This window comes from Microbacterium sp. LWH12-1.2 (assembly GCF_040675825.1).
Lineage (GTDB): Bacteria > Actinomycetota > Actinomycetes > Actinomycetales > Microbacteriaceae > Microbacterium.
In genome coordinates, this window is record NZ_JBEGIJ010000001.1 from 3,565,127 (window position 1) to 3,578,762 (window position 13,636).

Genomic DNA, 13,636 nt, shown 5'->3' on the forward strand with positions numbered 1-13,636 from the left:
TGCTCGCGACCCGCCATCTTCATCCCGTCCTGAAGCAGCGCACGCGATCTGGTCTCACGTCCCCTTGCGTGCTGGCGCTTCAATTGGCTAGGCGCGCCGCTTCAACGACGCATCCCCCGCGATTCCGAAAAGGGCGTGCTCTGAAGTGATCTAGAAGAGGTGAGTAGCCGCAGTGTCGAACTTTCGGAGTCGACCGCACATCCCGAGTGCCGCATCCGCGGTGGCCGGTGCGTGCCGCAACTCTGCCTCGTGGAGGAAGGCAGAGTCGCCCTGTGCGGCAGCGGCGACCAGTGCCAGCGCACGGTGCGACTGCTCCAGCGCGTTCGAGCGCACGACGTCGTCCCACGCCTGCGCCTCATCGCGCACGAGCGCCGCCGCCGCAGAGTAGAACGCCTCCAGCGGACCGGGGTCGTGGCGCTCGACGGCGTTCCGGAGCGCGAGGAATCCCTCCACGGCGAGGTCGCGGCGTCGGGCCGCGGCCGCGCGACGTGTGCTGTCGTCTCCTTCTGGCAGCGTGGCTGCTGACCGATAGGCGGTTTCAGAGGCGACGATGTCCTCGGGGAAAGTGAGAACGGCGTCGCCCGCCTCGGGGAGGCCGGCGTTGCTCATGATGACGATTGCTCGCAGGTCGTGATCATTGACGGCTCGATGGATAGTGCCCGGGGTAAACCACACGACGGAGCCGGGCTCGAGGAGCGTCTCACGGAATCCGTGTCGGTCGATGGTCTGCAGTCGACCTCGTCCGTCCGTGACCGTGTAACACTCTGTGGAGGCGAGGTGAACATGCGGACTGCCGCCGCGGAGTCCGTCCGGCGCCTTGTCGTCGTAGACGGCGAGGAAGGAGACGGACGTGCCTCCGGGGAATGTCGTGGTCATCGACGTGCCGATCGGGGGACGGCCGTCAACGCGGTCCTGACCTCGTCCGCGAGCGCGGGCGCCTTTGCGGCCTCCCCGTCGGAGAAGCCGACACCGTAGCGGAACCGCACTTCCTCATCGGCGGCGACCGTGAGTTCTTCGCTGAAGAACGGTGCGGGATTGAGGCACGCGAACTCCTCGGAACGCGCGAACCACTGCGGTGGGTGATGGGGGTTCATCGTGTCGTCGAGCATGAGTACGAGCGATGATCCATCCTCTTCGTCGTGTCGACCGGCGAAGGCCATCCACTCGCCGCGCCATCCGCGAAGGTCATCGCCGCCCAGGCCGTGGGCCGTGACGAGGGTGCCGCCGGTGAACGAGCGGGGTCCACGCCAGAACAGCCCGCCGTAGCCGGCATTCTCTCGCCCACGCGTCGTCGGCGAGCCGATCGTGACATCGCGACCGCTCAGGTTGCGCATGGTGGTGTCGAAGATGAGCACCCAGTCGTCGGTACCCGCCAGCGAAGCGGAGAGCGTCCGGCGCTCGGTGAACAGCCGCTCTCCGTTCTGCGTCACCCAGTCCAGGTCGTGCGAGAAAGCTGTCGGCTCACCGTCAGTGCCGGACGCAGTGCTCGATCGGTGGCGCTGCTGGCCGTTGTTCTCCAGCTGGACGTAGAACTGTCCATGCACATACGTCGGACCGCCCCAAAAGTTCTCGTTGCCGACAACGGGAAGTGACCAGGCGATCCCTTTGTGCCAGACGTGGTCATGGGGGCGGAACAGACTGACCACCCGACCGGATCGCGTACGCAACGGATGGATGTACGGCTTCGGAGACTCGAGCGGGTCGGTGGTCGGCTCGTACGTGTAGCGCAGCAGCTCGACATCACCGTGTACGACACTGACCTGTCCGTCGTCGACCGATCGCCACCGCAGAGCACTCATACCGACACTCCCTTCCGAGGGGCCCAGGGCACGGCGCCACCGTCCATGCTCATTGTGAAGGGATCGTCTCCGATCAGTTCGCCGAAAGAGATCGAAGACGAGCGGAAGGACGAGGCGTACACCGCGGCAGCGAACTCGATCGTTCGACGGGCATCCGGAAGATCGACCTCCGGCGTGTGTCCTCGGTCCAATGCGTCGAGGATCGCCGTAATCTGCAGCGTGTGCCCGCTGAGCAGATCTGACGCACCCTCGTTCCACAGGTCGAGCAGGTGCTCGTGGCCGGGCGCGGGCGTGAACGTCCAGTCCTCATGCCGGTAGCCGTAAAGATGCTCGACTTCGACGGTGGCGTACTCAAAGTCGAACCGCAGACGCGATGTCTCGCGCGGTGAGACCACGGAATTGATTACGGTGGCTAGCGCACCGTCGGCGAAACGCACGACCGCGACAGAGACGTCTTCGGTGTCGGTCGGGCGCAGCTGCCGCGCAGCCATCGCGCTGACATCCGCCCACTCGCCGAGCACGGCCAGGAGCAGATCGAACTGGTGGATGCCGTGGCCCATGGTCGGGCCGCCGCCCTCGACGTCCCACCGCCCGCGCCACGGCACGGCGAAGTACTCGTCGGGGCGGTACCACAGCGTTTCGCAGGACGCCACGAGTGGGCGACCCAGCACGCCGCCACGTGCCAGATCTCGCAGTCGCAGAGCAGCCGGACCGAAACGATGCTGGAAGACGGTGAGGATGGGCAGCCCGGTCGAGCGGCGAGCGTCCTCGAGCTTGTCCATCTCGCGCAGGCTGAGCGCGGTCGGCTTCTCCACAAGGGGGATGACTCCGGCCTCGACGGCGGCGATCGCGAGGGTGGTGTGCGTCTGCGGCGGCGTGCAGACGCTCACGATGTCGAGACGCTCCGAGGTGAACAGGTCGGTGGCGTCGGAGTAGGCGGTGCCGACTCCGTGGTCGGCGGCGAAGAGCGCAGCCCTACCCGCATCGACATCCGCCACAGCGATCAGCTCGACGCGGTCGCCGACGTCGGCGAAGGCCTCGGCGTGCGCTTGAGCGATGGTGCCAGTGCCGATGATGGCGACACGGAGTTTTCTCGGGATGGTCATACGGTTCAGCTCCTGCGCTCACGATGAATCGATCGAGTGATCGTTCACTTTATCTGCCGACCGTACTGGCACCTCGCTGTCGATGTCAACCAGGGATCGACGAGGTCGGGTTACCAGCTGTGCGACTCAGGAGCCGGCCCGCTCGGCCCGGGCCAGATGCGATCGAGAGTCGCCAGCGATTCGTGATCGAGTCGAACGTCGAGTGCGGACAGGGCGTCGGAGAGATGCTCCGGGCGGCTCGGGCCGACCACGGGAGCGGTGACGGACGTCTGGTGGAGAAGCCAGGCGATCCCGAGGGCGGCAGTTCGAAGAGCGGCGTAGACAACCTTGCCCCCGGTCGGCGAGGCGGGCAAACGCCTCCTGGAGCTCGTCGGGCTCCGACCGAGTCGTGTGTATTCCGGGCTCAGATCCTAGGTGGATCACGGTGTTTGACATCAAGGTGAACGTTCACTATATTATGCAGAACCAAAGATGGTGAACGTTCACTCGTCGGTTGAGCGCCCATTCCGGCATCTTGTGCACCACCGACGGCGCACAAGACCTCAGCAAGAGCAAAGGAGCATCATGCTTGATCGTCATCGCCGCCGCAGCGGCATTCCATTCCTCGCTCTCGGAGCGGTCGCCGCCATCGTCGTCACGGGCTGCAGCGCGGGCGGAGGCGAGCCCACGGGCGAAGCGGAGGAAGTCACGATCCGCTTCAACTGGTGGGGGGCAGACGCGCGTCATGCGCTGACGCAGGAAGCCATCGCGCTCTTCGAGGAAGAGCATCCCAACATCACTGTGCAGGCGGAGTTCTCGAACTACGCCGATTACTGGAACAAGCTCTCCACCGGCGCGGCATCGGGAGACCTGCCCGATGTGCTGCAGATCGTCGATCCCTTCATGTACTCGTACATCGACAACGGGCAGTTGCTGGACCTGACCGAGGTGTCGGAGCAGCTTCCCCTAGACGGTTTCACCGAGCAGGCGCTGGCGTTCGTGGAGTCGGATGGCGGTATCTACGGAGTTCCCGCCGGTCTCACCGCGTTCGGCGTCTCGGCGGACCCGACCGTCTTCGAGGCGGCTGGCGTGGAGTTCCCTGACGGCGAGACATGGACCTGGGATGACTGGATCGAGTTGTCCGCCGAGATCTCGGCGGCGTCGCCCGGCATCGAAGGCAGCGCGATTCCGCTTGACGAGCAGGCGTTCACCGTGTGGCTCCGACAGCACGGCGAGAACTTCTGGAGCGACGACGCGACCGACGTCGGGTTCACTGTCGATACGGCGGCGGCCTACTGGGAGTGGCTCCTCGAGCTCCGCGACAGCGGCGGGGTTCCCTCCGTCGAAGCGGCGATCGAGCGTCAATCCGCCGGAGGAAGCATGGAGCAGTCGGCGATCGGCACCGGAGTCGGTGCGATGCAGGTCGGTCTGAGTGGGCAGCAGGCGCTGCTGGAGGAGACCGTCGGTCACGAGGTGGGACTGCTGTTCTTCCCGGGCGAAGCAGGTGCAGAGTCCACAGGCATATTCTCGAAGCCGGGTCTCTTCTACGGTGTGTCCGCTGGCTCGGAGCACCCGGAGGAAGCGGCGATGCTGGTGGACTTCCTCGCCAACTCCGAAGCGGTCGGCGAGCTGTTCAAGTTCGACCGCGGTGTGCCCGCCAACGGCGACGTGCTCGAGGCGATAACCCCCGATCTCTCCGAAGCGGAGCAACGGGTCGCGGCATACATGCAGCTCATCGAGGAGCAGGAACCCACACCGTTCCCGCGAGCGAACGTCGACGCGGGCGCGATCGCCTCTCCGACCTTCGCCCGGATCAACCAAGATGTGCTCTTCGACCGGTTGACCCCGGAAGAGGCCGCGGAGCAGTTCATCGCCGAACTCCGCGCGGAGATGTGAAACGGTTCGTGATGGAATCCGGATCCATCCGGCCGTCGGAGACGTCGGCGGACATCACGCCCCTCGCGATGTTCCGCCGGCGCCTCCCCGGCATCATCTACGGCGGCGACTACAACCCTGAGCAGTGGTCGCCTGAGATCTGGCGCGAAGACGTCGAACTGATGCGACAAGCGCGAGTGCGCCTGGTCAGCGTCGGGGTGTTCTCCTGGGCCGCTCTGGAGGTCCGTGACGGAGAGTACGACTTCGCGTGGCTCGACGAGGTGCTGGATCTCCTCGCGGGGGCGAAGATCGCGGTCAATCTGGCTACACCCAATGCAGCTCCTCCGCCATGGCTGGCGGAGAGCCATCCCGAGACCCTGCTGGTCGACCGTTCGGGCACCCGCATGGCCATCGGAAGTCGCGGTCATTTCTGCCCGTCATCCGAGGTGTACCTCCAGAAGAGCCGGCGCATCGCCCGGGCCCTGGCGGAGCGCTACGCGGCACATCCGGCCCTCGCGATGTGGCACATCGGCAACGAATACCACGCCCACTGCTTCTGCGACCTGTGCGACGCCGCCTTCGTGCGCTGGTTGCAGACGCGATACGGCTCACTCGACGCTCTCAACGACGCATGGGGAACCGTGTTCTGGAGCCAGCGGTACAGCGCATGGGCGGAGGTGCACCTGCCCCAACCTGTACGCGGCAGCGTGAATCCAGCTCGGGAGCTCGACTTCTCACGATTCGTCTCGGATGTGCAGAGCGATCTGGTGCGCGAAGAGCGCGCCCTGCTCCAGGCGGTCACTCCGCAGATCCCGACCACGACGAACCTCCTGCAGAACTACCCGCTGGGCGACTATCGGACGTGGACGGACGCGTGGGACGTCGTCGCGTTCGACTCCTATCCGGACCCTGGAGAGCCCTCCTCTCATGTCTCGGCCGCCCTGCAGTTCGACCTGATGCGGTCGCTCGGCGCGGGCCAGCCATGGATGCTGATGGAGCAGGCTCCGAGCGGTGTCGCGCAGTGGAGGGTGAACGTGGCGAAGCGCCCGGGGCAGATGCGGATCGGATCGCTGCAGGCCGTCGCGCATGCCGCGGACGCGGTCATGTTCTTCCAGTGGCGCGCATCGCGCTTCGGGCACGAGAAGTTCCACTCGGCGATGGTTCCGCACGGCGGCACGGAATCCCGGACTTGGCGGGAGATCGAGGCGCTCGGGGCGGAACTGGAACTGCTGCACGATGTCGCCGGCTCCACCGTCGACGCCGAGGTCGCGATCGTCTGGGACTGGGAGAACTGGTGGGCGGTGGAAGGCGCAGCACACCCGCGCAACGATGTCGATTACAGAGCGCTCGTACGCACGTGGCACGCGGCACTCTGGTCGCGGAACATCGGCGTCGACGTGATCGGCTGGGCGGACGACCTCTCGGATTACCGAGCGATCATCGTGCCGAACCAATATCTCCTCTCGGAGGATCGGCGAGCGCACCTCGACGCATTCGTCGTCGGCGGCGGTCACGTGCTGATCGGGAGCTTCTCCGGCATCGTCGACGAGTACGATCGCGTCAATCTTCCCGGGTACGCTCCAGGACTGCGTGAACTGATCGGCGCTCGAGTGATCGATTTCGCTGCTCGCCCCGATTCCGAACGTGCCGCCCTCCGGGTGCCGGGAGGTGCAGGACTCGATGCCTCCACGGAATATGCGCATCGGTGGCAGGACGAGATCGTGGTCGAGGCAGCCGACGTGCTGCTGGAATTCTCGGACGGTGACCTCGCCGGCAGTCCTGCGGTCCTGGATCATCGGTCGGGTCAGGGCCGGGTCGTGTACCTCGGAACCGATCTCGCCCCGGCGTTGCTCGACCGGGTGATCGGTGAGTTCGTGGCCACAGCGGGCGCTCGGGCACCGCATCCTGCGCCCAGGGGCGTGGAGGTCGTCGAGCGCCGAAGCAGCGACTCATCGTTCCTCTTCTTCCTCAATCACACGGCGGAGCCGCAGACGGTCCTGATCGAGATCGGTGGACTCGATCTGCTCACCGGCCGCACCGTCGAACCGGCGTCGACCATCACCCTCGACGCACGGGCCGCCGCGGTGCTCACCTGCCCGCCGATCTCGAAGGAGGGATCCGCATGACTATCTCTGCGCGCACGAAACCCGACCGCGGCACGAAGACCCCTCCACCACGATCCCGGATGAAGCGGGCCGAAGAGCGCGCGGCCTGGAGCTTCCTCGCCCCGTGGGTCGTCGGGATACTGGCCATCACGGTCGGTCCGATGGCAGCGTCGCTCTACTTCTCATTCACCGATTACAACCTGCTCAGAGCCCCCGAATGGCTCGGCCTGGACAACTACATCCAGATGCTGACCGACACCCGCCTGCACACGGCACTCGGCGTGACGTTCACGTACGTCCTGATCGGGGTGCCGCTTCTGCTGGTAGTTGCCCTGGCACTCGCGCTGTTCCTCAACAAGGGCGTCCGCGGACTTCCGTTCTATCGTTCGGTGTATTACCTGCCGTCGCTCCTCGGCGGGTCAGTGGCCGTCGGTGTGCTGTGGCGCCAGGTGTTCGGCAAGGACGGGCTGGTGAACCAGTTCCTGTCATTGTTCGGCATCGAAGGGCCAGGCTGGGTGTCGAACCCCGACACCGCACTGATGACCATCATCGTGCTGCACGTGTGGACCTTCGGAGCCTCCATGGTGATCTTCCTCGCCGGCCTCCGGCAGATCCCCGAGGAGTACTACGAGGCCGCGGCGATCGATGGCGCGACCGGGTGGAAGCAGTTCCGGCACATCACGGTGCCGCTGCTCACACCGATCATCTTCTTCAACCTCGTGCTCGGCATCATCAACTCCTTCCAGACCTTCACGCAGGCCTTCGTGGTCAGCGGCGGCACGGGCGGCCCGTCGGATTCGACGCTCTTCTACTCGCTCTACCTGTACGACCAGGCATTCGGAGGGCGGCTCAACATGGGCTACGCATCGGCGATGGCGTGGCTGCTCCTGGTGATCATCGCGATCTTCACGGCGATCAACTTCTACTTCTCCAAGCGATGGGTGCATTACGGTGACCGTTGATCTGCTCGAAGAGATCGTGACCCCGCCGAAACGCGGGAGAGACCGCGAGGCGCGTGTCGCTCGCCGAAGCCGGAGGCCCGATCACATCCGGGCGGTCATCAAACATGTGTCACTCATCCTCGTCGGCCTGGTGATGATCTATCCGCTGCTGTGGATGCTGTCCAGCTCATTCAAGCCGGACGCCCTCATCTTCCGTGACCCCTCGCTGCTCCCAGCCGAGTTCGACTTCTCGCACTATGCCGACGGATGGAATGCGCTCTCGCACCCGTTCAGCCTCTACCTGCTGAACTCGGCGATCATCGTCCTGGGAAGCCTCATCGGAAACCTGCTCACCTGCTCGATGGCGGCCTATGCGTTCGCTCGTCTCGAGTTCCGGGGACGAAAGCTCGCGTTCGGTGTGATGCTTCTCACACTGATGCTGCCGGCTCAGGTCGTCCTGATTCCGCAGTACGTGATCTTCGCCAACCTCGAGTGGGTGAACACGTTCCTCCCCCTGATCGTGCCGAAGTTCCTGGCGACGGACGCGTTCTTCATCTTCCTCATGGTGCAGTTCTTCCGTGGACTTCCGCGCGAGATCGACGAGGCGGCGAAGATCGACGGCGCGGGGTACTGGCGCATCTACTTCCGGATCCTGCTGCCGCTGTCCGTCCCGGCGCTCGCCACCACAGCGATCTTCACCTTCATCTGGACCTGGAACGACTTCTTCTCCCAGCTCGTCTACCTCACGCGTCCCGAGATGCTCACCGCTCCGGTCGCGCTGCGCAACTATGTCGACGCGACAAGCGGCGCATCCTGGGGCTCCCTCTTCGCGATGTCGGTCATCACCCTGGTCCCCGTATTCCTGGTGTTCCTCTTCGGGCAGCGATTCCTCATCAGGGGAATCGCCACGAGCGGACTCAAGTGAGCCCGCTCGACGAGAGGCCAGCGCTTCCCGGGCTCTGGGCAGACCCGAACATCGCAGAGTTCGATGGGCGCTTCTACATCTACGCGACCACCGACGGCGTTCCGGAATGGGGGGCGACAGAGTACTACGCGTGGTGGTCGGATGACCTCCGCGAGTGGTCTCGCACCGCCGATCCGATCCTCATTCTCGCTCCGGACGGAGACGTCCCGTGGGCCTCGGGGAAGGCTTGGGCGCCCACGATCATGCGGCGAGGTGAGAAGTACTTCTTCTACTTCTGCGGGTTCGCCCCCGCGCTCGGCGACCACGCCATCGGCGTCGCGGTGGCCGACGACCCACTCGGCCCGTTCCTCGCCGAACGCGAACCGATCGTGACCAACACGGAGGAGGTGCGTGTCGGCCATGCCATCGATCCGGCGACATTCGCGGATCCGGTGACCGGTCGCCGGTACCTGCTCTGGGGCAACACTTCCGCGATCCTCGCCGAGCTCAGCGAGAACTCGCTGCGCATCCTCCCGCAGACGCTCACCAAGCCCGAGGGATTGGCGCTGTTCAGCGAGGGTGCGTTCCTCAACCACCGCCGCGGACTGTACCACCTCACCTACTCCATCGGGGACACCCGATGGAAGGAGTATCGCGTCGGATACGCCACCGCCCACGACATCCGTGGCCCGTGGACGTACCGAGGAGTCATCCTGCAACAGCGGCCGGAACTCGGGATCTTCGGCACGGGACACAGTTCGATCCTCAACGTCGAGGGCACCGATGACTGGTTCATTGTCTATCACCGCTTCGCGCGGCCGGGCGGGGACGGCATGCATCGGGAGACTGTCATCGATCGCCTCCATTTCGACGAGGACACGGGGTTGATGCAGGTGGTGATCCCGACGCTCGGCGGCGAGGGAGTCATCTTCGATGACACCCGGCGGGCGTCGCCGCCGACGATAGGGTTGTCTGGCACGGCGCGCTCGCATCCGCGCGCGAAGGGGACCGACTGATGACTGACATCCGGCCGCAGAACGCCAAGCGTCCGACGATCATGGAGGTCGCCCGGCTCGCAGGAGTGTCGCATCAGACCGTCTCCCGCTACCTCCGTGCCGAGGGCGGGTTGAAGCCCGCCACACGAGACAGCATCGAGCGTGCGGTGCAGCAGCTCAACTACCGGCCGAACCTCGTGGCACGGTCGATGCGCACCCGTCGCACCGGGCGATTGGCTGTGGTGATGCCGCGGATGACGTACGACCCTGCGCGCATGGTCGCAGGTGCGAGCGCAGCCGCGGCGGAGGCCGGCTTCTCGATCGAGGTCGTGAGCGTCAACGGCGCTGATGCCCGCAAGCAGCGTGTGCTGGATCTGGCTGATTCCGGTCAGGTCGAGGGTGTGCTCTCGCTGGCGCCCGTCTCGGTTCGTCCCGGGGAGCTCGCCGGTCTGAACGCGCCAGTGGTCATCAGCGAGGACTTCGACGACGACATGCGCGGTGTCGGCATGCTCGCCGACGCTTCACCCGTCGTCGAGCTGGTGACGCACCTCGCCGAGCAGGGTCACCGCCGCTTCTTCCACATCGGGGGGGCCCGGCACTTCGCTTCCGCTCGAGCGCGCGCCGAGACCTTCGTGCACACGGTGCGACGTCTCGGGCTCGACTTGGTCGGCGTGTACGACGGGGATTGGAGCGGCGAATCCGGTATCCGGGCGATGCACTCTCTCGATGAGAAGGATCGGCCCACCGCGATCATCGCGGCGAACGACGTCGTCGCCGCCGGAGCGGTCAGGGGCGCTTTCGAGCGCGGATGGCGTGTTCCCGCGGACGTGAGCATCACGGGCTGGGATAACCACGTGCTGGGGCAGTTCGCGCTGCCTTCCCTGACCACCGTGGATGTCGACCTCGAGGGGCTCGGTCGCAACGCGATGCGCCGACTCATCGCGGCCGTTCGCGGCGAAGAGGCCCCCGCGGCCGAGCCTTTGGTCAACCGCATCATCTGGCGGGAATCGACCGGCGCACCGGCGAGGCCGTGACCTCGAGAGCCACTCTTCGAGCCGAGGAATCAGGGCTGTTGCCGACCGTGCTCGACCTGGTCCGAGGGCTTCCAGTACTGCCCTCGAGCCCCGCTCGGCTCGGCTCGGCGGCGCAGCGTCGTTCCTCGCCGCGATGATCGAGTCGCCCACGCGCGCAGGCCGTTCGGCGCCCGAGGTCTATTGCGATGTCCACAAGAAGAGAGCCTGAGGGCATTCGGCAAGATGGCAAGAACGTGGCACAGCGGCTCGGAGAACACTCATCTACTTCCTGATTTCGCAGGGAAGAACAGGGGTTATACGGCACGAATCTGGCACAACTCTTGGTGCGCTGAGAGACCGGTTCCTAAAGTTCGATCAGGTGAGCCGCACCGGTCTCCCCAGAACAACCAGATCAGCGCGACCGGCACCGAGGCCCGGGGAACTCCCGATCGGCAAGCCTCCCCGAGACCGCGCCAATGGAGGCGAAATGACGAGTACCGCCACTCACCACAAGACGCCCGTGAAGGCTGCGGTCGCATCCTGGGTCGGCACCACGCTGGAGTACTACGACTTCGCCGTGTACGGCACGGCGGCGGCGCTGGTCTTCAACGTCATCTTCTTCCCACCGGAGTTGCCGGAAGGACTCAAGGTCCTGCTCAGCATGGCGACGTTTGCGATCGGCTTCGTGGTCCGACCCCTCGGCGCGCTCATCCTCGGCCCGCTCGGCGACCGCTTCGGCCGAAAGTTCGTGATGATGATCACGCTGTTCGGGATCGGCGCCTGTACCTTCTTGATCGGCTGCCTGCCCACGTACGAGGACATCGGCATTCTCGCCCCGATCCTGCTCATCGTCATCCGCATCATCCAGGGCCTTTCGGTATCGGGCGAGCAAGCGAGCGCGATCACGATGAGTCTCGAGCACGCCCGGGACAACCGCAGAGGGTTCACGACCAGTTTCGTGACGAGCGGCTCCGCGTCCGGCGGCCTGCTCGCGACCGCCGTCTTCATCCCCTTCGCCGCGCTCCCGCAGGAAGACCTTCTGGGCTGGGCATGGCGCATCCCGTTCTGGCTGTCGGCCGTCGTGGTGATCGTCGCCTATGTCATCCGCCGCAAGCTGGAGGAGCCGCCTGCCTTCCTCGAGACGCAGGCCATCAAGGTGCAGCTGTCGCCCTTGAAGCAGGCCACTCGGTTCCACTGGGGGAGCATCATCCGCATCGCCGCGTGTGCGATGATCGCCGGCGTCAGCTACTTGTTCGCCGCATTCTCCGTGTCGTTCGCGACCGTCGGATACGAGCTGGACAAGCCGACGATGCTGTGGGTCCCGGTGTGCGCGAGCTTCCTGGCCATCTTCTACACGCCTCTCGCCGGAATACTGGCGGACAGGATCGGCCGCCGGACTGTGTTCATCATCGGAGCGGTCGGCGCGGGCCTCACGACCGCTCCATACCTGTGGGCGATCACGCAGGGCAATTGGCCGCTGATCTTCGTGCTGGGCATCCTCTGCAATGGCCTGTTCTACTCGACGGCCAACGCTGCATGGCCGGCTTTCTTCGCCGAGATGTTCCCGAGCCGCGTGCGTGTCTCTGGCCTCGCGGCGGGCACGCAGATCGGTTTCGCCATCGCTGGGGCGATCGGCCCCGTGGCCTCGACCGCGCTGGCTGGAGCGGACCTCAAGGGCTGGGTCGGCCCGGCTGCGCTCGCCATCGGCCTGATGCTCGTCGCGACGATCTCGGCGCTGACCGCGAAGGAGACCCGTGACTACACGCTCGACGAGATCGACGACCTGCAGCAGAGCGAGCGCGAGAAGGAAGCAGTCACTGCCGCGATCGTGCTTCCGAAGACGGCATAGGACTCCCGTCGACTGACCCCGGGCCGCTGTCGCGGCCCGGGGTCAGCCCATCTTTCGCGGTCCGGTCGACGAGCGCACCGTCAGGTGCGCGGAGATGTGGTCGATGCGGTCGGATCGATCTCGCATCGAGAACCGGCCGATGAGCATATCGACGGCGGCGCGGCCCGCGCTCTCACCCGGAGAGGTGACCGTGGTGAGCGGCGGGTGGGAGAAGGACGCGCCGAAGATGTCGTCACAGCCCACGACGCTGAGGTCATCGGGAATGGACACGCCCAGTTGATGGAAGCGATCCAGCGCGCCGATGGCGAGGACGTCGTTGAAGAAGATGCAGGCTGTCGCGCGCGTGAGGACCACCGCGTCAGCGGCCGCCGCACCGTTCGCGAGTGTCGGCTGATATCGGCCGACGGCGACGATTTCCACGTCCCTTTCGCTCGCGGCGGTGGTGATCACATCGAAGCGGGTCCGATCCGTCCAGGATCCGTGGGGACCTCGGACATACGCGATGTGCGTGTGCCCGAGCGAGTTCAGGTAGTGCACTGCCTGGCCGAGGCCGGCGGGAGTGTCGATCACGACGCCGGACAGGCCGGGGGCCTCGCGGTTGATCATCACGGTCGGGGCGATCTGGGCCACGGAGCGCAGAGTCTCGTCGTCGATCCGGGGCGACGAGACGACGATGCCGTCAACCGTCCGTGCCATCTCCCGCAACCACTGCTCCTCCATCGGCAGGGACTCCTCCGTGCTCACGAGGAGATGCAGGTAACTCGCCGCGCGGATCTGCGCTTGGGCGCCGCGGGTCACGTCGAGGTTGAACGGGTTGGTGAGATTGGGGAGGACAAGCGCGATCGTCCCTCGGGCCATCCTGTTGTCGACCGCGGGCAGGAGAGCCGATGTGTAGCCCATCTCCTGCGCTTTGCTGGTGATGCGCTCGTACATGATGGGGCTCACGCGATTTGGGTTGGAGAACGCGCGGGACACCGTGGAAGGGGCCACTCCGCACGCTTCGGCGATCTCCGTGAGCGTGACGCGGCGCTGCACACGGCGAGCGGGAACGACCATGAGAGCTTCCTCCT

The 13,636-nt window shown here is 65.7% G+C and carries 12 protein-coding genes; 7 read left to right on the top strand and 5 right to left on the bottom strand.

The features are described from left to right. Positions 1-150: 150 nt before the first annotated feature. From MRBLWH12_RS16960 to MRBLWH12_RS16975, 4 genes are all read right to left on the bottom strand, one after another. Positions 151-876, bottom strand: a complete 726-nt coding sequence (locus MRBLWH12_RS16960; RefSeq protein ID WP_363550876.1) for a cupin domain-containing protein — start codon at positions 874-876, stop codon at positions 151-153. Next, positions 873-1,799 (bottom strand): PmoA family protein, encoded by a 927-nt coding sequence (locus MRBLWH12_RS16965; protein WP_363550877.1) that lies wholly within the window; start codon positions 1,797-1,799, stop codon positions 873-875. The genes MRBLWH12_RS16960 and MRBLWH12_RS16965 overlap by 4 nt, the downstream gene beginning before the upstream one ends. Then, complete coding sequence (locus MRBLWH12_RS16970; RefSeq protein WP_363550878.1) at positions 1,796-2,905, bottom strand: Gfo/Idh/MocA family protein; 1,110 nt, start codon at positions 2,903-2,905, stop codon at positions 1,796-1,798. The genes MRBLWH12_RS16965 and MRBLWH12_RS16970 overlap by 4 nt, the downstream gene beginning before the upstream one ends. A 110-nt stretch (positions 2,906-3,015) precedes the next feature. Next, on the bottom strand, positions 3,016-3,258 hold the full coding sequence (locus MRBLWH12_RS16975; RefSeq protein ID WP_363550879.1) for an aldo/keto reductase: 243 nt from the start codon (positions 3,256-3,258) through the stop codon (positions 3,016-3,018). 211 nt (positions 3,259-3,469) lie between these two features. Between MRBLWH12_RS16975 and MRBLWH12_RS16980 the strand changes: the two genes are divergently transcribed. From MRBLWH12_RS16980 to MRBLWH12_RS17010, 7 genes are all read left to right on the top strand, one after another. Next, entirely contained in the window at positions 3,470-4,780 is a 1,311-nt protein-coding gene (locus MRBLWH12_RS16980; RefSeq protein WP_363550880.1) for an ABC transporter substrate-binding protein, read from the top strand. Between the two features lie 11 nt (positions 4,781-4,791). Beyond that, a complete protein-coding gene (locus tag MRBLWH12_RS16985; RefSeq protein WP_363550881.1) occupies positions 4,792-6,885 on the top strand; it encodes a beta-galactosidase in 2,094 nt (697 codons plus the stop codon). A gap of 59 nt (positions 6,886-6,944) precedes the next feature. Further along, positions 6,945-7,826 (top strand): carbohydrate ABC transporter permease, encoded by an 882-nt coding sequence (locus tag MRBLWH12_RS16990; RefSeq protein WP_363551399.1) that lies wholly within the window; start codon positions 6,945-6,947, stop codon positions 7,824-7,826. Further along, complete coding sequence (locus MRBLWH12_RS16995; protein ID WP_414685047.1) at positions 7,810-8,730, top strand: carbohydrate ABC transporter permease; 921 nt, start codon at positions 7,810-7,812, stop codon at positions 8,728-8,730. Before MRBLWH12_RS16990 ends, MRBLWH12_RS16995 begins: the two co-directional genes overlap by 17 nt. Continuing rightward, entirely contained in the window at positions 8,727-9,725 is a 999-nt protein-coding gene (locus MRBLWH12_RS17000) for a family 43 glycosylhydrolase (RefSeq protein WP_363550883.1), read from the top strand. The genes MRBLWH12_RS16995 and MRBLWH12_RS17000 overlap by 4 nt, the downstream gene beginning before the upstream one ends. Continuing rightward, a complete protein-coding gene (locus MRBLWH12_RS17005) occupies positions 9,725-10,738 on the top strand; it encodes a LacI family DNA-binding transcriptional regulator (protein WP_363550884.1) in 1,014 nt (337 codons plus the stop codon). Before MRBLWH12_RS17000 ends, MRBLWH12_RS17005 begins: the two co-directional genes overlap by 1 nt. Positions 10,739-11,204: 466 nt before the next feature. Continuing rightward, on the top strand, positions 11,205-12,566 hold the full coding sequence (locus MRBLWH12_RS17010; RefSeq protein WP_363550885.1) for an MFS transporter: 1,362 nt from the start codon (positions 11,205-11,207) through the stop codon (positions 12,564-12,566). 42 nt (positions 12,567-12,608) lie between these two features. Here MRBLWH12_RS17010 and MRBLWH12_RS17015 read toward each other — a convergent pair whose 3' ends face one another. Further along, entirely contained in the window at positions 12,609-13,622 is a 1,014-nt protein-coding gene (locus MRBLWH12_RS17015; protein ID WP_363550886.1) for a LacI family DNA-binding transcriptional regulator, read from the bottom strand. Between the last annotated feature and the right edge of the window lie 14 nt (positions 13,623-13,636).